This window comes from Candidatus Dadabacteria bacterium (genome assembly GCA_009840385.1).
In the GTDB taxonomy this organism is placed as follows: domain Bacteria; phylum Desulfobacterota_D; class UBA1144; order Nemesobacterales; family Nemesobacteraceae; genus Nemesobacter; species Nemesobacter australis.
This window is the reverse complement of the sequence record VXNX01000013.1, coordinates 606,636-627,083: the sequence shown is the minus strand read 5'-3', so window position 1 is coordinate 627,083 and position 20,448 is coordinate 606,636. Positions and strand designations below refer to the sequence as shown.

Annotated in this window: 14 protein-coding genes; 6 read left to right on the top strand and 8 right to left on the bottom strand. The window is 53.9% G+C overall.

The genetic code is table 11. The features are described from left to right. Nucleotides 1–50: 50 nt before the first annotated feature. From gspN to dnaA, 5 genes are all read right to left on the bottom strand, one after another. A complete protein-coding gene (gene gspN / locus F4X55_07380) occupies nucleotides 51–956 on the bottom strand; it encodes a type II secretion system protein GspN (GenBank protein ID MYC40810.1) in 906 nt (301 codons plus the stop codon). Between the two features lie 9 nt (nucleotides 957–965). After that, complete coding sequence (locus tag F4X55_07375) at nucleotides 966–1,574, bottom strand: hypothetical protein (GenBank protein ID MYC40809.1); 609 nt, start codon at nucleotides 1,572–1,574, stop codon at nucleotides 966–968. Nucleotides 1,575–1,600: 26 nt separating this feature from the next. Then, complete coding sequence (locus tag F4X55_07370) at nucleotides 1,601–3,067, bottom strand: hypothetical protein (GenBank protein MYC40808.1); 1,467 nt, start codon at nucleotides 3,065–3,067, stop codon at nucleotides 1,601–1,603. Between the two features lie 15 nt (nucleotides 3,068–3,082). Continuing rightward, on the bottom strand, nucleotides 3,083–4,243 hold the full coding sequence (dnaN, locus tag F4X55_07365) for a DNA polymerase III subunit beta (protein MYC40807.1): 1,161 nt from the start codon (nucleotides 4,241–4,243) through the stop codon (nucleotides 3,083–3,085). Nucleotides 4,244–4,590: 347 nt separating this feature from the next. Beyond that, complete coding sequence (dnaA, locus tag F4X55_07360) at nucleotides 4,591–6,042, bottom strand: chromosomal replication initiator protein DnaA (GenBank protein ID MYC40806.1); 1,452 nt, start codon at nucleotides 6,040–6,042, stop codon at nucleotides 4,591–4,593. Nucleotides 6,043–6,253: 211 nt separating this feature from the next. Here dnaA and thiL point away from each other — a divergent pair, with 211 nt between their 5' ends. From thiL to F4X55_07340, 4 genes are read left to right on the top strand one after another with little or no spacing between them, the layout of a single operon-like run. Next, nucleotides 6,254–7,231 (top strand): thiamine-phosphate kinase, encoded by a 978-nt coding sequence (gene thiL, locus F4X55_07355; protein MYC40805.1) that lies wholly within the window; start codon nucleotides 6,254–6,256, stop codon nucleotides 7,229–7,231. Nucleotides 7,232–7,255: 24 nt separating this feature from the next. Then, nucleotides 7,256–8,596, top strand: a complete 1,341-nt coding sequence (locus F4X55_07350) for an HlyC/CorC family transporter (protein MYC40804.1) — start codon at nucleotides 7,256–7,258, stop codon at nucleotides 8,594–8,596. Then, on the top strand, nucleotides 8,586–9,794 hold the full coding sequence (locus F4X55_07345) for an HlyC/CorC family transporter (GenBank protein MYC40803.1): 1,209 nt from the start codon (nucleotides 8,586–8,588) through the stop codon (nucleotides 9,792–9,794). Before F4X55_07350 ends, F4X55_07345 begins: the two co-directional genes overlap by 11 nt. A gap of 56 nt (nucleotides 9,795–9,850) precedes the next feature. Further along, entirely contained in the window at nucleotides 9,851–11,908 is a 2,058-nt protein-coding gene (locus F4X55_07340; GenBank protein ID MYC40802.1) for a DUF2723 domain-containing protein, read from the top strand. 77 nt (nucleotides 11,909–11,985) lie between these two features. On the opposite strand, the gene F4X55_07335 is transcribed toward F4X55_07340, so the two are convergent. Continuing rightward, nucleotides 11,986–13,113, bottom strand: a complete 1,128-nt coding sequence (locus F4X55_07335; GenBank protein ID MYC40801.1) for a glycosyltransferase family 2 protein — start codon at nucleotides 13,111–13,113, stop codon at nucleotides 11,986–11,988. 266 nt (nucleotides 13,114–13,379) lie between these two features. Between F4X55_07335 and F4X55_07330 the strand changes: the two genes are divergently transcribed. Next, nucleotides 13,380–15,335: a tetratricopeptide repeat protein gene (locus F4X55_07330; GenBank protein ID MYC40800.1), complete on the top strand. Its 1,956-nt coding sequence runs from the start codon at nucleotides 13,380–13,382 to the stop codon at nucleotides 15,333–15,335. Nucleotides 15,336–15,345: 10 nt separating this feature from the next. Here the strand turns inward: F4X55_07330 and F4X55_07325 are convergent, their stop codons facing one another. Further along, nucleotides 15,346–15,960: a thioredoxin domain-containing protein gene (locus tag F4X55_07325; GenBank protein ID MYC40799.1), complete on the bottom strand. Its 615-nt coding sequence runs from the start codon at nucleotides 15,958–15,960 to the stop codon at nucleotides 15,346–15,348. Between the two features lie 81 nt (nucleotides 15,961–16,041). Further along, nucleotides 16,042–18,585, bottom strand: a complete 2,544-nt coding sequence (locus tag F4X55_07320; GenBank protein ID MYC40798.1) for a TonB-dependent receptor — start codon at nucleotides 18,583–18,585, stop codon at nucleotides 16,042–16,044. Between the two features lie 286 nt (nucleotides 18,586–18,871). Between F4X55_07320 and F4X55_07315 the strand changes: the two genes are divergently transcribed. Continuing rightward, nucleotides 18,872–20,362 (top strand): hypothetical protein, encoded by a 1,491-nt coding sequence (locus F4X55_07315; GenBank protein ID MYC40797.1) that lies wholly within the window; start codon nucleotides 18,872–18,874, stop codon nucleotides 20,360–20,362. Nucleotides 20,363–20,448 lie beyond the last annotated feature (86 nt).

Genomic DNA, 20,448 nt, shown 5'->3' with positions numbered 1-20,448 from the left:
CGAGGGGGTAGGGCAAAGTCAAATAGTCCGAGTCGCCAAAAACGGGCCTCTCAACCGCCCCCGTCCGGGCTCACGATCTTGGGTTTTGAGAGCGTACCCTGAATCCTCCCGGAGAAGCTGCCGTCCCCGCGGGGGCTTAGAAAACCGCCGACAAGAGCAAGCTTCTTATCGTCCGGAGAAGGCCTGAACGTAACGGAGAGATCGAGGGCGGCTCCCTTTCTGAACCTGAGCGGAGACGGAGCCTTTCCCTCCGCCTCAAGTGACAGCCTGGGGTTAGTGAGGGAAAACCTCTCGACTCGCGACTCGAAGCGGTTAGCGGTGCCGCGGAGCACCACGCTTAAGTTTTTGTACTCCTCCTTCACCTTAAAACCCTGCACCTCCTCAACCCCGACCGAAAGAGAAGGTGAAGATACAAGATACTCCATCTTGGAAATTCCCCCGCTTTCCCCTTCTCCAAGGAACTTCACGCTTCCGTCAACCTTGCCGCTCAACGAAATCCCCCCGCCCTCGAGAAACAGGCGGGAAACGGTCGAGGACTCGACGGAATTCACGTCCACCTCGGCGCTTGTGACCTTGTTTTTCTTCTTGTTCTGCGAAACCTTGCCGTCTATTTTCCCCCCGTAGGCATCAACCGAAAAGGAAACCCGCGTGTCGTCCGAAAAAATGACGGAGAAAAGACCAGCGCTCACCCTTGCCCTGTCAATCACAAGCATCCCCCTGTCCCCAAGCAGAATCCGGACATCATTAAGCTCGACCGAGGAAATGCCCTTGAGGTCCGTGCTGCCTATGAGAACCGGAACCGGGGAGTTGCTCTGTATCTCGAAGGCGACTCTTCTCTCAACCGAGTCCCAGGGAAATCCAAGGAGCAAAAAAGCCAGAAGGGACACGAGGAATATCCCGACGTATGCGGGGACAGATATTTTTCCCGGTATTTTTATCCTGTTTCTTATATTCATTTTTCCCGCTTATGATTCGCTGAAAGAAAAAGTCGACAGGCGGAAGGAAACATCCGTCAGGTTCGGGTTGTCGAATCTGGTTTTTATCCTGAGGTCCGACACCCTGAGTATGGTCTTGCTCCTCTGAAAGGAATAGAGGATGTTCAGCACCCTGGGAACCGCTACCTTGTTTACTTTGACCAAAACGGCCCTTTCCCTCTTTATCCCCTTCCCCCTCACCGACGGGTTGATTCCTCTTATTGAAAAGGAGCGGCGGTCTATGCCGTTTCTGATAAGAACCTTCTCCGCCACCGAAATCAGGGCTTCCTTTTCCTCCTTCATGGAGCCGCTTACCTTGGCGAGAAGATCCCTTGAGTAGCGGTACTCTTCCTTAATGGCCCTTATCTCGTTTAGCTGAAGCTTCATCTGGCTTACCTCGGTTCTTGCGGCGGAGCCCCCGGGAAAGACCGCCCTGTAGACCGAAAAGACGATAAGGATCGCGACGACCGCGGCGCCTATCTTGAGGGCGCGGATGTCTCTCGGGGAAAAATCCCGTCTTCCCACAAGGTCTCTTGCCCTCTGCGCCAAAGGTTCGGTTTTTTCCCGAACGACCCCGAGAAGCGATTTAAGTCCCTGCAAAAGTCTTTGTATCAGTCCCCGCATTTTCACCTGACGACCATTGAAATCTCGAATTTCAAGCTGTTGTTAACCCCTTTTCTTACCTGTCCCATCTTTACCTGGGTGAAACTCCCCGACTCGGAGAAGGCCTTCTCTATGGACGCTATCTCCTCGTAGGAATCGCCCCTGCCCCATATCTTGGCCTTGCCCCCGTCCTCGATCCTTATCTCGTCAATCGAGAAGCTTACGTCCTTGGGAACGGCTTCCGAAACCGCCGTCAGCACCTCAAGCGGGCTGTGGGCGCCCCTTACCTGCTTCAGTATGTCCAGTTTGCGATTGATGATCTCAAGCTTCCCACTGTAAAAAGCAACCGGGTCTTGGGTTCCGGCGGCCTCGGGAAACTCCTCCCTGAGATCTCTTTCCATCTCGGAGCGCAGGGAACTCATCTTGCTCTTGGCGGAGACAGTTTCTGTTACGCGCCCGAGAACCACTATCAGCAGAAGGGCTGCGCACAGAGCTACCGGAACCCTAAATTCCTTCAGAAGATCCTTCACGATTCCGCGCGGCCTGTACCCGTCCCTTCTAAGGTTAAGTCTCGCGCCCCTGCCCGAAGAACCCCCATAGAGAGCCAGTGCGTACGCCTTGGCGAACAAGGGGGAATCTTCCCGGCCGAGCTGCGGTATGAAAATCGTTTCTACTTCCCGGCCGAGCTGCTCTCCCAGTTTTTCCGCGATCCCCTCAACCTCGCAGATCCCGCCCGTAAGAACAACGGCTTCTATCCCCTCACCGGTCTCGCCCTCAAAGTAGCGGGAGGTGTTTCTTATCTCCTCGGCGATGAAGCGAGAGCTTTCGAAAAAGGCTTTTCTTCTTTCCTCGCTCGCGTTTATCTCCCGAAAGTCAAGGGCGTCCACGGAGAGGGCCTTTTTAACTCTCTCCACGGCGTCGTCGCAGTTTCTGACCCTGCTTAACCCTCCCTCATCAAAAAACGAGAAGTTGAGGTGGCCCTGGTCCATGTCCACCAGAAGAAGAGGTCTCTGCTCCCCGAGGAAATCCCCCAAAGAAGAAAACGCAACGGGGGAAAAAGTCACTTGGTCGGGATCCACGCCGGATTCCCGCATGGAACCAAGATAGGTTTCAAACGCTTCCCTCTCAAAGGCCGGGACTATAAGTTCTGCCCCTTCTGGCCTCCTTACTTCGTGGTAGTCGGACAGAACATCGTCCCCTAGGGAAAACCCGGTGGAGTTCTCAAGCTCGAAGCGGTAGACCCTCTGGAGTTTTTTTGAGTCTGAAAACGGAAATTTGAGCACCCTGAGGAGAAGTGGCGAAAAGCTTATCCCCGTGACCGCCCGCGTTCCAAGAGAAATTTCTCCTTGGAGAAAGGCAACCGTATCGTCGCTCCCAGATTTCCCGTCAAAAGAGGCCTTGCGAACTTCAGTTCCCTTGAGCCCCCTTCTTACGGTTACGGTCCTGACGCCTCCGCCGGAAAAATCGACTCCGATGAATCCACCTAGCATCTTAAGGTACGAGAATTATCCCCTTGCCTGCCCTTCCGCCGCTCTGGCGTCAAGCTCCATTGGCATTATGACGTTCACGTAGCCGTCCTGCTTCTCTCCCTCCTCGCAGGGAACCACGTACACCGGGTTTTTGTGGCCGGAAAAACCGATTATGACCTCGGGCGACCCGACCGCGTCGAGAACATCCTGAAAGTAGGTGAAGTTAAAACCCAGCCTGACCTCTTCCCCAGAATACTCGATCGGGATACTCTCCCTTCCCTCGCCGGTGTTAAGATAGGCGCCAAGGAGCATGCTTCCTTCCCCAAAAGCCATCTCGACAAACCTGCCTCCGCCCCTTACGTTGTCGGCGGAAAAGAGGGAAACCCTCCGAAGCGCAAGCAGTAGGCTGGCAGCGTCAACCTTGACCGTGTTTTTCGTCGAGACCGGAACTACCTGCATGTAGTCTGGAAATTCGGCATCGATCACCCTTGAGATGAAAACCAAGTTTTCGTCCCCGAGTTCAAAAACGAAGAAATTGCCGCTGCTACCGATTCTGACCTCTTTTGAGAGACGAAGAAGCCTTCTTATCTCCATGACCGCCTTTTTGGGAACCAGTATGTCTTTTGAGAGATTAAGACCCTCTATTTTTCGGTCGACGAAGCTTAGCCTGTGGCCGTCGGTAGCGACCAGCCTCAGGGTTTGCTCTCCCCTTTTTTCAAAAAACACCCCGGAGAGACTCCTTCTCATCTCATCGTCCGATACGGAGAAAACCGTCTTGGATATCATTTCCTCAAGCGCCTCAGAAGAAACCTGGAAGAGATCCTCGGAGGAAATCTCAGGGATTCTCGGGAAATCATCGGCCGCAAGCCCGGCTATCTTAAAGGAACCGGAGCTTGTTACCACCTCGATCCAGTTGTTCTCGGCGGCGGTAACCGAAATTTCCTCTTCTTCGCGCATTTCCCTTACGAGGTCGGAAAGTATTCCGGCGGGAACCGCTATTTTGAATTCTCCCTCCGTCTGAGCGTCGCAAAAAACGGTAGCGGTGTTTTCAAGATCGGTGGCTTCCAACAGAAGGCCTTTGTCCGTAGAACTCATAAGGACATGGGAGAGAATAGGCATGGTCGTTCTTTTCTCAACAACTCCCTGAATCATTCCGAGCTTCCTTGAAAAATCCCCGACCTTGATTTTAAACATCATCTGAGGAAAAACCTCCTGTCGTGTGAAAACATGTCTATCATAGGGATAATAACCATTTTTTGGCTACAAAACCATAATCCGCAAACATTGCTGTTCTTTCTACTGTTACTTCTATCTGTATTTAAAAACTTTTCTCAGTAGCAGTAATAGTAGTTGCTGTGAAAAGGGTGAAATGTGTGAAATTGCCTAAAACCCTTTTCTTTTTCCGGCGACGGCGTGTTCACAGCTTTTCTTTTTACTAACAGAAAGTCACACATTTTTTCTTGGTGTGGCCGTGCTGGCGGGAAACAAAAATCACTGCACAGCTTTTTCGGTTCTTTTCTAACAGGCTGTGCCTCGGTCTGGCCTCAGGATGTGATGAACTTCTCTAGGGTTGCGGAGATCGCCGCGACGGCGTTTGATACGTTCGGATCCTTGTCGGTTTTCTTTTCGATGTTCTTTACCGCATGAACCACGGTGGAATGGTTCTTTCCGCCGAACTTGCTCCCGATCTCGGGGAACGAGGACGAGGTGTACTTTCTTGAGAGGAACATCGCTATCTGCCTGGGTTCAGAGACTTTTTTCTGCTTCTGATTGGATTTCAGGTCCTTTACCGAAAGATCGAAAAACGATCCCACCTCTTTCTGAATGAACTCTATGGTTATAATCTTCGGGGTCTCTTTTCTCACCAGATGCTTGAGGAGTTGCTTTGCCAGCTCGAGAGTTATTCTCTCTCTGAACATTCTCGAGTAGGCGAACAGCTTGTTCACCGAGCCTTCGAGCTCCCTTATATTGGAGAGGACGTTCTGCGCTATGAATGAGGCCACGTCGCCGGGGATCTCTATCTGTTCCTCCTCGGCCTTTTTCTCTATGATGGCTATCTTGGTTTCCACTTCTGGCGGCTGTATGTCCGCCGTGAGCCCCCACTCGAATCTTGACTTGAGGCGCTCCTCGAAGTTCTTCATCACGCTCGGAGGCTTGTCGCTGGTTATTACTATCTGCTTTTTTGCGGTGTAGAGGGAGTTAAAGGTGTGGAAGAACTCCTCTTGGGTGCTGTCCTTTCCGGCGATAAACTGGATGTCGTCTATGAGCAGAACGTCGCAGTTAAACCTGTAGAGGTTTCTGAACTTGTCCATGGAACCCGTTTTTATGCTCTGCACCACTCCGTTTGTGAAGTGCTCGGCCGAGATGCAGAGGGTGTTCAGGCGGTTTCCGTATTTTTGGAGTATGTGATTCCCTATTGAGTGGAGGAGGTGGGTTTTCCCGAGCCCCACGCCGCTGTGTATGAAAAGCGGGTTGTACGCCATGCCGGGGTTCTCGGCGATTGCGTAGGATGCCGCGTGGGCGAACTGGTTGCTCGGTCCGACGACGAAGTTCTCAAACGTGTTGGTTGAACTGAAAAAGCTTACGGACTGGGGATCGTGCGACCGGTCCCCCGCCTTGAATTCCGCGGCGTTGTTTTTTTTCGCTCCGTCCGCCACGGAATTCCTCTCGCGCTCATCTATCGTTACTTGGAAGCGGCCCACTCCGTAGAGGCTCTGGGCGGTTTCGTTTATCAACTGAAGATAGTGGTTTTTCACCCACAGGGCCTGGAAGTGACTCTTAGCCTCAAGCGTTACCAGCCTGCCTTCGATCTTCGCGACTTTTATGGAAAACAGCCATGAGGGGGGAAAGTAAAGATCCTTTTTGACGCAGTCGAGAACTGCGTCCCAGTCAAACTCTATTTCTTGATTCAGTTGGTCGGTTTCAGTAGCCAGGTTGCCGTGCGCAACATCCTCTGCCTTTTTCAACAGTGCTTCTCCAGAAAAGCAAAAAACCACCCAAAAACAGGTACTTCAGAAAAAAGTCCAGCCCACCCTTCGGAAAGTGGAATTTAATTCTAATTACATCGGTTTTTCGTGTCAAGAAAAAACGGTTTTTCCCGGGGCGAAACCCGGTTTTTGTGCTTGTGGGAAGGGGAGAAAAAATTTTTTCGCCCGCTACGGCCAAATTGACACCCAACCGCGTTTACAATACACTTTTCAAGCACAAATGGGTGAAGAAGACGCCTTGAGATTTTTAGCTGATAGGTTCAAGGCTACTCAGAAAGAAGTTTTGATGGGGATAGGGGACGATTCCGCTGTTTTAAAACTCAGAGACAAAACCTGTCTTGTCGCCTCGACTGACACTCTGGTTGAAGGCGTTCACTTCCGTGCTGAAACCCAGACCCCGAGGCAGCTGGGCAAAAAGGCGGTCTGCGTGGCCGTAAGCGACATAGGGGCGATGGGAGCCGTGCCGAGGTACCTGCTCTGCTCCTTGGGCTGTCGGGGCGCGGGCGCGGGGGAGTTCATTGAGGAGTTCTCGCGGGGGGTCGAGGATGGCTGCCGGGAGTTCGATGTCTCTTTAGTCGGGGGGAACCTCTCCGAATCGCAGACCATTTTCGTAAACATGACGGCGCTTGGAGAGGTGGTGGGGGACGACATGGTTCTCCGCTCCGGAGCGGCGGAGGGAGACGGCATATACGTGACCGGGACCCTCGGGGATTCCGCCTTGGGCCTCAGGATTCTTTCAAGCGATCCTGGGATTGACGGGGGCGAGATTGCCGTCTCGAGACATATTGAACCCACGCCGCGCCTTGCCGTGGGCCGGATGGTGGCGGAGCGCGGGATAGCCACATCTATGATAGACATAAGCGACGGGCTTTTCTGCGATCTTGAGAAACTTACCTCCGAGCGCGGGCTGGGTGCCGAAGTGAACCTCGGGAGCCTTCCGCTCTCTCGGTGTTTTCTCTCCCTCTCCGCAAGGTTTTGCGAGGATGTCTACCTCCTCGCGGTTTCGGGCGGGGAGGACTACGAGCTTCTTTTCACCTCGCCTGAGGACAAGCGCATTGCGGTGGATGAGGTTTCCCGCCTCTGCGGGGTCGCGATCTCGAAGATCGGATCCGTTACCGGAGGGCGGGGAGTAAGGTTTTTTGACGAAGGTGGGGAGGAGGTTTTTTACGATACCGGGGGGTTTGAGCATTTCTGCTGACTCCTCCGCGGGAGATAGATTCTTTTGGGCGAAAATTTTATTCTGATTCTCTTTCTGCTTTGCTGCTCGGCGTTTTTCTGCTTCAGCGAGGGGGCTCTTTTTTCCCTGAGCCGTCCCCAGAGGGAGAGCATATCGAAGCAGGGGGGCAGGGTTTCGGCGGCTATAGAGAAACTTCTCTCAAATTCCCACAAGCTGATAACCACGGTCCTGCTGGCCGACGAAGTCTTCAACATAGCTTACTCAAGCGTCATAGGTCTCACGGCGAGAAAATACCTCCAGGACACCCCGGAGCAGACAGTTGCCCTTATCTCCCTGGCCATAGCGTCCCCCACGCTCCTTGTTTTCGGGGAGATTATTCCCAAGACCGCCGGGGTAAAGTCCCCGAGAACCATATCCAAGGCCGTTGCGCTTCCCCTTTACTTTTTCCACGTTGCGGTCACCCCGCTTAGGTGGGCGATCATGTTTGTCTCGGGTTTTTTCATAAGGGCCTTTGGTGCGGATCTCGGCCACCGTGCCCAGGGGAATGACATCTCCTCCGATGAGCTTGAGATTCTCGTGGGCATGGGAAGGGACGAAGGGGTGCTGAACGAGGTCGAGAAGTATCTCGCCGACGGCTTTTTCAATCTCGAGGACCTGCCCGCCCACAGGATAATGACCCCCGCCATAGACTGTTTCACTCTTCCCCACGACATAAGCGTGGAGGCGGCTGTGGGGCGGGTCCGCCAGATGGGTCACTCCCGCATCCCGGTTTACGAGGAGGGACGGGACAACATAGCCGGCGTTCTCTACAGCAAGGATCTTCTCAAGTGGGACTTCACCGAGCAGAACTCGGCCGCCGCAGTGAGCGAGTGTCTCAGGAGCCCTTATTTCATCCCCCGCTCCAAGCCCGCGGGGGCGCTTTTGCGCGAATTCCAGATGCACAGGATCCACATAGCGATAGTGGTTGACGAGTACGGAAGATTTGACGGGCTCGTGACCATGGAGGACATACTGGAGGAGCTTTTCGGAGAAATAGAGGATGAGCGCTCGGTACTCAAGAAGGCCGCTCCCGCGGTCCGCGGGGGCGCCATTACGATTCCCGGGGGGATGAGAATAGAGGAATTTAACGACGACTATCTTTTCTCGGTCGCCCGCTCGGCTGGACTCGAGAACCTGGGAGAGATACTGGAGGAGAGCGTGATCCCGCTTCGGATGGAGAACGAGACGATGGGCGGCTTCGTGTTTGATCTTTTCGGGAGGCTGCCCGCGGAAGGGGAGAAAATAGGTTTCGGCGGGCTGGTTTTCACGGTTGAGGGCAAGGAAGGGAAAAGAATTTCAGAGATACGGGTTGGCGTCAGCAAGGAGGTCCGGGGCGATGTCCATTGAGATTGTGGTTCTGCTGGTTTTGCTGTTTCTGGTTCTCCAGGCCTTTTTCGCCGGTTCCGAGATAGCGCTTATCTCCTGCGACAAGATAAAGATGAGATCCCTTGCCGAGGATGGCTCGGCCGCCGCTGGGCTCGTTCTCGACGCCTACTCGAAGATCGAAAGCTTCATCGGCACCACGCTCATAGGGGTTAACCTCTCGCTCATAATAAACACCCTCGTGCTCACCTTTTATTTCGAGGAGACGTTCGGGCAGCGAAGCGGCATCTACACTGTGGCCTTGCTCTCTCCGCTCATAGTAGTTTTCGGCCAGGTGGTCCCCAAGGCGGTTTTCGAGAGCAAGAGGAATTCAATAGTGCTCTGGGTGATCTATCCCCTCTGGGTTTTCTCCAAGCTTTTCTATCCGGTGCTTTTCTTCGTCGGTCTCTTCACCCGGGGAATGAAGATGAGTTCCATAACCCGCGAGGAGCTCGAGGGCGTGGTGGAGGAGGACAAGAACAAGCCGAGCGCGGACTACAAAAGAAGGGTTCTCCGCAGGATCTTCGGGTACTCGGAGACCACCGTGGGAGAGATAATGATTCCCCTCGTGAAGGTGGACGCGCTTGAGAGAAAATCCACGCTTCGGGACGTAAAGAGGCTCATAGCGGAGAAAAGCCACTCGAGGATCCCGATTTTCAGCGACCGGGTCGACAACATAACCGGCATACTCAACTCGTTTTATGTTCTCGGGGAACAGGATCTTGACAAAAGCGTGGAGCAGTACGCCCGACCCCCCTTCTACGTTCCGGAGTCAAAGCTCGTGAACGAGCTTATGGACGAGATGAAAGGGGGACGCGCAGGAATGGCTGTCGTGGTCGACGAGTACGGAGGGTCAGTCGGGATCATAACCCTCGAGGACATAATTGAAGAGGTGGTGGGGGAAATAGAGGACGAGTATGATACGGGGCAGACCCCGTGGAGAAATCTGGGCGCCGGGCAGTACCTTATAGACCCCACAGTCGAGATAGAGCGGCTTAACGATGGCCTCGGGCTGGCTATTCCCGAGGGAGAAGATTACGAGACGCTCGGAGGGTTTCTTCTTTACAGGTACGGGTCGATTCCCGCTCCCGGAACCGTGATAGTTTTCGGGAAAAAAACGTTTACAGTGGTTTCTTCGACCGTTAGGATGATAAACGAAGTTCATCTGCGGGTGGAAAAATAACATCCTTTTCCGGGTTTTTCGCTTCCGAAAGCCGATGTGGAGAATAACAAAAGCGGATGGGGAATAAATCGCGCATAAATGCATTGGTTCTGCCCCGGACAGGGTTCTGCGTAACCGATTCGCTGGCGCTTGCCGCAGCGGTGCTGGGACCGCTTGCGGTCTACATACTCACTTTATCCCACACCGTGGCCCTTGAAGACGACGGGTTATTTCTCATGGCGGGTGCCCACCTAGGCATAGCTCACCCTCCGGGTTACCCGATCTATACTCTTATTCTTCACCTGTTCATGCAACTGCCCTTTGGGACTCCGGCCTTTCTGGGACACCTTTCAAGCGCTGTTCTGGGAGCGCTCGCCTGCGGAGGGGTTTACCTCTGTGCGAGACTGCTTGGCGCAGCCGCGCTTCCCGCTCTTGCCGCCGCGTGGCTTTTCGGCGCCTCGGAACACGTGTGGTCCCAGTCCACAATAGCCGAGGTTTATGCCTTTAACTCGTTGTTTTTCTTTGCAGTCTATGCGCTTCTTCTCTATGGCTTAAGAGGTCAGCAGCGTCTTTGGGTCTGGATTCTGGCGGCGGCGTGTTACGGCATGAGCCTTGCGAATCACTGGCCGCTTATGGTACTGGCGGCACCTGGTTTGTTTCTTCTGATTCTTCCTGCCAGAAAGGCAATGTTTTGCAGGCTGCCGATGCTTTCCGGCGTTGCTGCTCTGGGGGCGGCTGTTCCCTACGCTTGGATGTTTCTGCGGGCCCAGCAGAACCCCAAGATCAGCTTCTACGGTTCCATGAACGGCTGGGGCGACCTCTGGTATCACATCAGTCGCAAGGGCTACTCCCATTTCTACGGTTCTGCTCCTAAATGGGGTGACAATTTTGAGTTTCTGCGGTGGTTCGCCGGGGAAATCACGTGGCAGTTGACCCTTCCGGCTTTCCTGCTGGCCGTGCTGGGGCTTGTAGTTCTGCTACGCAGGCGGCAGTTGGCGGAAGCCGGTTCGGGGCTATTAGTGTTTTTCGGGCAAAGCATCGTTCTAATCATCCTGACGAACTTCAGTTTCAACTATATACAGATTGGAATTTTCCGTCCCTACTCGCTTGTCTGCTACGGACTGCTGGCGATATGGTCAGCGGTGGGGTTTCAGTTGCTTATGGATTATTTGCGTCTGCGGTTACACACGGATCAGGGACGCAAACCGGTTCTTCATATCGCCTTGGCCGCCGTTTTAAGTCTGGCGATGGTGGTTTTTTCCGTACAGGGGAACTGGCAGAAAAGCGGTCGGTCCTCAAGTGGTTTCGCAAAAGAGTATGCGGATATGATGTTCGGTCATATGGAGCCGGGTGCGATAATGCTGGTATCCAACGATGTGGAAACCGGGGTGCTCGGCTATTACCGCTTTGTCGAGAACCGCCGTCCCGACATCACTCTTCTGCATCGGTCAGGGTTAGTTTACAATAGCAAGTCCAACCGACCTCGCATGCCCCAGAAAGAAAAACGAGGAATCCTGCGGGAGTTTATCAGCAAAACTGACGGCCCGGTCTTTTTTTCCTCCGGGACCCGTCGGGATTTCTGCCCAGGTTGCGAAGTGAGGAATTACGGATTCATAAAGAAAGTCATAAGGGACGGAACTCCGCGCACAGAGCGTCTGCTGTATAGTTCTGAAGGAGAACGATACTTCAAGGAGTTATTGTCGCGCGAGCCTGCCGATGCCTGGGAGCGTTACACGAGAAACAATCTGTTCAGACTTTACGGAGACTACCTTGGCAAATTCATCATTTCCAACAACCCGAAGTTGCGGGGGCGGGCAGAACACCTGATACAGCTTGCGGAGCAGGATTTCTATAGCCTCACGAGCATGATGGAAACGGTATTCCGTCGGTGGAACGCGAGATACCTTGAGCAGGCTAAAGGCTGGGTGAAGCAGGCAGAATACCTGCGCCCCCACACTTTATTGAAAAGGGATGACGAGGCCAAGTTTCTTTATCTTAAAGGATTTGTGCTTTTTCAAAGCGGTGAAAAAGAAGCCGCCGTCTCGGTGTTCAGAGAATCGGTAGCCGTCTACAATAACCCGGAGAACAGGTCCAAAAAGATGCTCAAGAAACTCGAAGGAACCGCCGATCAATGACCCGTCATCATTAACCAAAGACACCGACTCCCCAAGAAAGCTCGGCGTTTTTACGGAAAACTCTGGTTTGAAAGCCGTCACCCCTCGCGGGATGCCTCGCGAAAGGTCCAGCGGGAGTTCAGGTAATAGTTAAGCAAAGCACCCGGGACGATGCCCGCTGCCTGAAGCAGTAAGGGTAAAACTTTCGGAAAAAGCATTGATAGGACAACAAAGACCGTGTAGCTGAGCAACAGCGTCGTTAGAGAAACGACTATGAATTTAAAGCCCCTTACGGACTTGCGGCTGGTCATAACGCGGTCACCGAAAGTCCAGTGGTTATTCATCAGGAAGTTTGAAATGATAGAAGCCAATATGGCTATCGGCGACGCAAGGAATTTGTGAAGCCCCAACTCAGTGAGAATGAAGAAGGAGCCGAGGTTGACAAAGACCCCGCAAATTCCCGTCAGGGAAAACTTGATGAAGGTAAGGTGGCTTCTCAGGCGCAGCAGCAGTACGTTGAAGAAAAATTCAAGCATGTTAAACATACCGAGCTTGGTTTCTCCGCGCTCGCGGTCGCGGAAATGAATTGGTTCTTCAACGACCCGTGCCCCGCAGCGGATCAGTCGGTGCAGGAGTTCTACCTGAAACACATAACCCCGGGCCTGGATGCTCTCAATTTTTGCTTCTCTTAACTTGTCCGCTCTTATTGCCTTAAACCCCGCGGTGCAATCCGAAACCCCTTTCAGACCGCCGATCCATCTGGCCAGGCGATTTCCCCAGCGGGACAACAGTCGTCTCCTGACGTGCCATCGTTCATCAAGCGACCCGCCCGCGACATAACGGCTTCCTATGGCTACATCCGCCCCGCCTGCAATGCGGTCAAGCAGTCTGCCCGCGGCGGCGGGATCATGCGAGAAATCGGCATCCATCTGTACTATGATGTCAGCACCGAGGTTGTTGATGGCATAGGTGATTCCCCGTACGTAGGCGTCTCCCAGTCCGCGTCGCTTGCCTTGAAGCAGGCGTACGCGACCGTCAACCTTTTCCATAAACTCTCTGACCAAATGAGCCGTGCCGTCGGGACTTTCGTCGTCGACGACAAGAAACGCAACGTCCGGGTTTCTATAGAGTTCAGTGAGTTGACGCAACAGCGGATTTACGTTCAACGCCTCGTTGTACGTGGGGATAACGAAGCATATTTTTTCGCCACGCATATCTTGATTCAACTGGACGACCTCGCTGCACAACACATATTTATAAAAGGATACAACAACAGCATATTTTTCCTTGTTCTAGACAAAAACTTTCTGTCAAAGCTATATCGGGGAATGTCGAACCAGAGGAACACTTGTTCAATAAACACTACCAGTTTGTTTGCGAGAAAAGATACGTGGTTTGGGAAGGTTTGGAAACTAGCGGACGACGAAGGCCGGTTCGTAAGTCACCAGCTGGTTCATCAAGGACGAACTGAATAATCGACCGCGAAAATGTCTTGGCTTCAGAACAAGGGATCATGTACCCTTCGGAACGACCTGATTGCTGTATTTTGCAATTAAGTCCAGTTACGGAAATGATGACCGGAAAGAAAAAAAGAGGTTCTAGCAGATCTAGGACTACTCCACCGACAGACGCAACGGGAAGCAGGCCAAAATATCTTGAGACTTCACATGTGCAACTGTCGTCTCGGATGAGGATTTCCCGGCGGGATGCTTTCGCCACCCTAGTCCTCGGTGTGCTTGTAGCCGTCATTTACTTTCCGGCCACCCAGGCGGGATTTGTCTGGGACGACGTCATAATGAGGAATCTTGTGGCCGTTTCGACATGGGGAGGAATCTGGGAGATCTGGTTTGATCCCGTAGGTGCTTATCTTGAGGGGGGCACGCGGAAGGAAGGACACTACTGGCCTCTTCTCTATACGACCTTCTGGCTTGAGCACAAGCTCTGGGGCTTTTCTCCCGCGGGCTATCACATAGTTAATATTCTGATTCACTTCGCAAACACCGTGCTGCTCTGGCGCGTGCTTTCGCGCCTTGCGGTTCCTGGCGCCTGGTTTGCGGCCGCGGTGTTCGCCGTGCATCCATTGCACGCGGAATCCGTCGCTTGGATAATGGCAAGGAAGGACATGCTCGCAACCCTGTTCTGCCTTTCCTCGCTTTTGCTGTGGCTTCGCTTCGCCGAGTCACCAAGCCGGGGACGCTACGCGGGAGCACTTCTGCTGTTTGCGGCCGCCATGCTCTCAAAGTCGGTCGTGGTCGTCTTTCCGGCCGCTCTGCTGATCCTTCAGTGGTGGGGAGATGGTCGCATCACCCGGGGAGATTTGCTGCGGACGGCACCGTTTTTCCTCGTGGGACTTGCTATAGCGGCTGGGGACCTGTTGTTTTACCAAGGCGTACAACATATTTCTTTTGGTTACTCGATGGTTGAGAGGGTGCTTATAGCGGCGCAGGCTCTCTGGTTCTACGCGGGCAAGCTTCTTTGGCCGACAGATCTGGCGGTTATCTATCCGCACTGGGATGTAAACATTGCTGATCCCGTGGGTTGGGTATATGTCGTCGCTACAGTTGCCGTAGCCGCGGCGTTGTGGTTTCTTCGCCGCAGGATCGGGCGGGGACCCCTCTCCTGCGCCCTGTTTTTCGCGGCCATGCTGTCCCCCACTCTTGGTTTCATTGACTACGGCTACATGCGCTATTCGTTTGTCGCCGACCGCTACCAGTATCTTGCGGGCATCGGCCTAATCGTGTTTTTTGCCGCCGCCGCGGCCCGGGGAACAGGGAAACTGCCGGATCTGCCGGGAAAGGTCGCAAGGGGAACCGCCTTGGCGCTGCTCGTTCTGCTTGGGGCGGCGACATGGAATCAGGCGGGTGTTTACAAGGACGAGGTCACCTTGTTCAGGCACATTATTTCTCTTAATCCGGACGCTCGCACGGCTCACCTTAACCTTGCATACGCGTTGATCCACAGCAAGGGCGGATCGGAAGAAGCTCTCGCCGCCGCCCGCATTGCCGTAAAGAAGCGTCCTCTTTATTACAATTCCCATAATGTTCTGGGGCTGGCGTTGTCGAAACTGGGGCGGTATGAAGAGGCGGAGGAGCACTTGCGCAGGGCCATTGAACTGAATTCCCGCTATGCGCCGGCCTTTTTGAACCTCGGAGAAAGTTTCAGGGTTCGGGGACGTTACGAAGAGGCGCTTGAGGCGTATCTGGCTGCGGTCAGGATAGATCCGGACTACCCGCTTCCTTATGTCGGAATGGGCTACGTGTTTTTCGAGCTCAAGCGCTACGATGAGGTCGTCTCCAGCATGAAGAGGGCTCTTTTGCTCAAACCTGATTTGCCTATAGCCCCAGGACTTCATTTTCTTACAGCAAAGGCGCTTGAGAAAATGGGTCGCCACGATGAGGCCGAAAGACACCTGCGTCGCGCCAGGGAGCTTGCCCCGAAGCGGAAATGACTAGATGGCCTCAGTGCAGCGACTCTCCCCTGCCGAGTTCTTTCGCTATCAGTTGTCTGTATGATTCAAGCGGCTGGATTCCGTGTATCCTCAATTCGCCGAGGTAGAGGGTGGGAACGCCGAAGACCATGTTTTCCCTGGCGCTTTCCATGTTCTCCTCTATTTTTTCCGAAAAGCTTCTTTCCCGAAGAGACTCTGAGAGTTCCTCGGAACAGAGCCCTGCTCTCTCGCCCGCCTCGAGAACGGTTTCCAGAAGGCCTATGTTTTTGCCCTCCCGAAAGTAGGCTGCGTAGCAGGCCTTGTGAAACTCCATGAACCTGTTTTTTTGCTTTGCGAATTCCGCTCCCTCAAGGCAGAGCCTCGAGTTGGTTACGAATCCCGGGAGCTTTATTTCCACCCCGGCCTCGGCGGCTACGTTCTCAAGCGTCTTCGAGACGCGGACGGTTCTCTCCGTTTTTCTCCGCCTTTTTCCCTCGGCCGGGTATTCGGGGTGAATCTCCACGCCGAGCCACTTCGCTTCGAGGCCGAACTCCTCTGTCAGGCCGAGCACCCTTTCGGTGGCCAGAAAGCAGAAGGGGCAGATGTAGTCGTAGTAGAGGAGGATATTCACGTTCCCCTTAAGGATACCGGAACGCGGTTTTTTCCGAAAGAAAAAGGTTTCTGTATAGGGTCAGGTCTTTCTATTCGTCAGGAATGACCGTATGCACTAGATCCCAAACTTTGCAGTCAGAAACAGCGTGCGCCCCAGAATCGAATCCGTATACAATATGTGATCCTCATCAGAACCAGGGCGGGACTGTCCCTCGTTGCCGACATTCAAAACGCCTCCCGTGAGTTCAAACCAGTTAAAGCCGAAAGCGTTTCTCCAGTTAAGAGCGATATCGTGTCCCACCCATTTTCTGAAGCGTTTGGTTCTGGTGCTGTTCCAAAAAGACGTAACCGCGTGCGTGTTCCACTGCACGGACAGGTCGTTGCGGTCTGCGCGGAGCAGAACGTGAATACGGTTGCGCGGAATATCTCCTGGCTGCGTCTCTACTCCTACGCGTCTTTCGTAATTCGTTATCCTGATCCAGTTGGCATTGAGCATGAAATTCGCCAGGTCGGTTTTCAGGTCGCCGCCGAGCCGGGCTGTGAACCCGTCCATATCAGTCTCTCCGCTGTTGGTCAGCGGATTGCGGATTTCTGCCAATCGACCGTCGGAACGTGTAACGCTCAGTCCCGGATATTCGCTAAGCCTTCCGCTTCTTTCCAGGCTGACGACGAACTGCGTGCTCAGCGTGGTGGGCGTTCCCTGAAGACGGAGGCGGAACCAGTCAAAGTCGGCCGAAAGCGGACCCCAGCCCGCGGAGACGCCGGTGCCGAAGCTTTCAGCCTCGTCCGGTTTAAGTTCCGGGTTGCTGCTCGTGACCACCCGTACCTGTTCCCTGGGACAGTCGGAAGTCGGCGTGTCAGCGTCGCATACATACGGGTAATAAACAAATTCCTCTGCATGTAGCAATGCAAGGCCGGGCGCCCGCGCGCCCCCGCTCCATGATGCCCGTAGCGCGATATTGGGGATTACGCGGTAAAGCGTCGCTATCCTGTGCGAAAACGCTCCCCCGACGTCGTCAAAGTCGTCGTGGCGAAGGGCAAACGACACGTCCAGCGCGTCCCCCAGGGGCACCAGAATATCGCCGAAAGCCGACAGGCGTCGACGATCGGCCGTCAGCGACAGCGAAGCTCCCCCCAAGACATCATCCGCGTCAACCGGTTCGCCGCTAAGATTGAAATTTTCCTCGGAAAAGCTTATATCTTCTTTGGCGACCTGCAGACCGGCGCTCCAGCGAATCCTGTTGCCCATAAGCTCAAACAGCGGGCCGTCAAGTTCCACCCCGGCGTCAACATACTCGGTTTTGCCTTTCTCTTCGCTCCGCACGCTGCTTTCCCTGATTGCGGCCCTATGCCTTTCGTCGTCGGAAAGAGGATTCTGGAGGTTGTAATCTCCGCTTTCGATGGCGGCGTTTATTATGGGTTCATTAATGAACGTGCGGCCATCTTCGCCATAGTCCCAGCGATTGTAGTGAACATAGCCGTCGTATCTTATGTTGTCTTTAATATTCCCCCGCAGCCCCAGCGCAACGTCATATTCTTCAAGGTCCGAGTCCCACTGGCGGTTTCCGTGTCCCAGGAAACGGTGGCCGACCGTGATACGTTCGGGGAAATTGCTTTCGTCAAGACCTTCGAAGTTTCCACTTTCAATCAGGCTGTTTCTCAGCGTCTCGTCCGGCGCGAGGCGAAAAAGGTTAGGGTCTGGCGCATACAGCAGCCTTCGTTCTTCCTTGGTCACGCGTCCTTCAACGTATATTTCGGCCGCGTCGGCGAGCGGATAACTGAAATTCACAAACGCGCTGTCATTTTGCCTGCGCCACAAGTGCCACGCGATATCCGCATAGGCAAACCCGCAGACGGTGCCGAAAAATCCGCCCGGGGGGTCCGTGAGTTCTCCCGTATACACGCTCTCGTCGCAGTCGCCCAGCGGTCCCGAGACGGATCCTCCGTCACTTTTTCTCACGAAAACCGTGTTGCCGAGAGACGACACTCCTTCGGTGTCGGCGAAGGAACCTCCGGCTTCATATCTGGCGCGGCTGTAATCTCGGTCGGCGTCGCGTACCTCGTCCCGCCGGAATATATCCGCCCCGACAGTAAGATTTCCCTCTCCGACGCTTGTGCCCCAGAGAACGCTTAGGTGCTCGGAATCGGCGCCCTCACCGCGGGGACGCCCGGCGTTTAGCTGGATATCAAGACCTTTATAGTCTTTTTTCAAAACTATATTTATGGTGCCGCCGATCGCTTCCCCGCCATGCAGGGCGCTTGTGCTGTCACTGAAGATTTCAATGCGCTGGACAGCCGCGATCGGGATGGCGTCTAGGTCAACTCCGGAGTCTGAGACCCGTCGCCCGTTAATCAGGATCAGAGTACGGCTTCCTCCAAGAACGAACGGCCTTTGAAGACCGAAATTGTTAAAAGCCCGCCGACCCAACAGGTCAGTTATCCTTTTTACGCCTGAGAGTTCAATGTCCCGTAGGGTGATAACTTTCACGGGGTGCAGGCTTCCGGATATCGCTTCGAAATACGGCCGATTGCCGACAAGATTCCCTTCTGTTGCGGCTGCATCCCAGGCCATGGGGTGGCCCGTCGCCAGGACAAGCAGCGCGAAAATAATATTCCGGGACGCAGCTTGGTTAATTGCCTCATAAAACTTATGAATCATTTTTTGTTACTCCTTTTTGCCGCTTGAGCTTCCAGACCCCGTCTGATGATGGCGTTTCTAGATACCTGAATCCGCTCACTTCCCGGAAATCGTCGCAAAACCGGCGGACTTTGTAAAATCCCGGCATTCATGAATCTAATCGGGCAGGAATCCGAATTATGAAAATTACTTTATCCCAATTTCGTTTTTAGCGCCAACTAGGTATTATCAGTTCGATAAAGAATCAAAACCTGCAGTTAAGCTCGAACTTCTCTCTTAATCGGCGAAAAGGGAGGGATTTTAAATCATGAAAAAATTTCCGGCGCTCACCCTGTTTTTCTTCTGTGTAATCGTTTTTTCCGCCGCCCCTCCCGCTTCTGCGCATGACGAAGGGATGTATACAACAACTGCCGAAGAGGCGAGTGACGCGAATATGGGAAACGATGATCGGGAAGCCGAGAGGGCGGTGAAGGATTTCGTACTGCACGTAAAAGAGCATCAGGAGCAACGCAGAAGCTACGATGAGCACGCGGATTTCCGCAACGCCATGAGAAACAGTAACGGAGTGTGGAGGCATGGCGACATGTACGTAATTACCGTTAATAAAGCAGGCGGCGGGCAACAGACCGACGCTTCCGCTCAGTCAGGCGATATCGTGTTTTTTCATGGGAAACATCCTTCCGCCGGAAGCGGGTCTTTGAGGAACTTCGCAATTTTCGAGCGACTTATGACCAGGGCAGAAGGGGCAGGTGAAGAGGCGGTCTGCGTTCAAGCTCAAAACGAGGAGGAGAAGAAATACGGCAACCGTGTCTGCGCCGTTCAAACTATCATTACAAGCCAGACAGGAGCCCAAAATATCGTTTATACAGTCGCGGGTTTTAATCATGAACGGGATAAAGTGGATTTTTCCAAGGTCCGGTGCCCCGATCTCGGCCCCGAGTACTTTAACGAACCCGGAACAGGCCCCAACGGAGAACAGTTCAAACGCACAAGGGCCGATATGGTCCGCGACGAGGAGAGTCTTGAGAATTACGTGAAAACGGTAAACGAGCACGTTACTGGTGAGCTTGCCGAGGTTCCCGCCAATAACGCGCAGGGAAGGTTTCCTCTGGTGAGAATGATTCAGCTTATGCCCTGCTGGAGGGATGAAAACGGGCCTTGGAAATCGGGTTCCATATATTTCTTTATATTCACTTATACGGATAAGCGGTTTGCGATTTTTAACGGACACAACCCGGCATCTCAGGATACGGCATTCCATGTCATAGACGACAACGGTCTCAACATTGCCCGGGCCGTGCTGGAAGAACTGCGCAAACAGGACGATACCCCGGGCGAGGGCTTTCTCACTTACCTTTGGGACGATCCGTCTGTCGACGGCGACGAGGTGCTCTGCAGGGAGACGGGATTTGTTCCTGTTGCGTCCCCCTTGGAGGATGAAGGCGGGGACGAAGATGAACAGATGCTCTTCTGCGACGAGGGAGGACCTATCCCCGGCAGGGCCCTCGGCACCTCGGTTAAGCGCGGGTACTTCATGCTGACAGACTTCGGCATAGAAGGAGATACCGACTATATCCTCGGTTCCGGCATTTATCCGAGGCCCCATAGGGGCGGGGGCGGAGCTGGAGGATGCGCGATTGCTTCCGGGAGCGGGAACGGGCTTGAAGTTTCGGCTTTCGGCCTGTTTTTAATCACTGCGGTTCTGTTTCTGGCGACCTCGGGGAAAAGCCGCCCGGGCGAAAAGCTTCTGACCTGGGATCTGCGGGCGCGGCGGAAGGACAGGAGCCGGAAAAGCTGACCTTGTCTGAGCGAACGCGCCGCGGGCAGCGGAACAGGGAAACTTTTTTTGCCGAACAGAGTCGAGCGCTGCCTCTTCGGCACCGT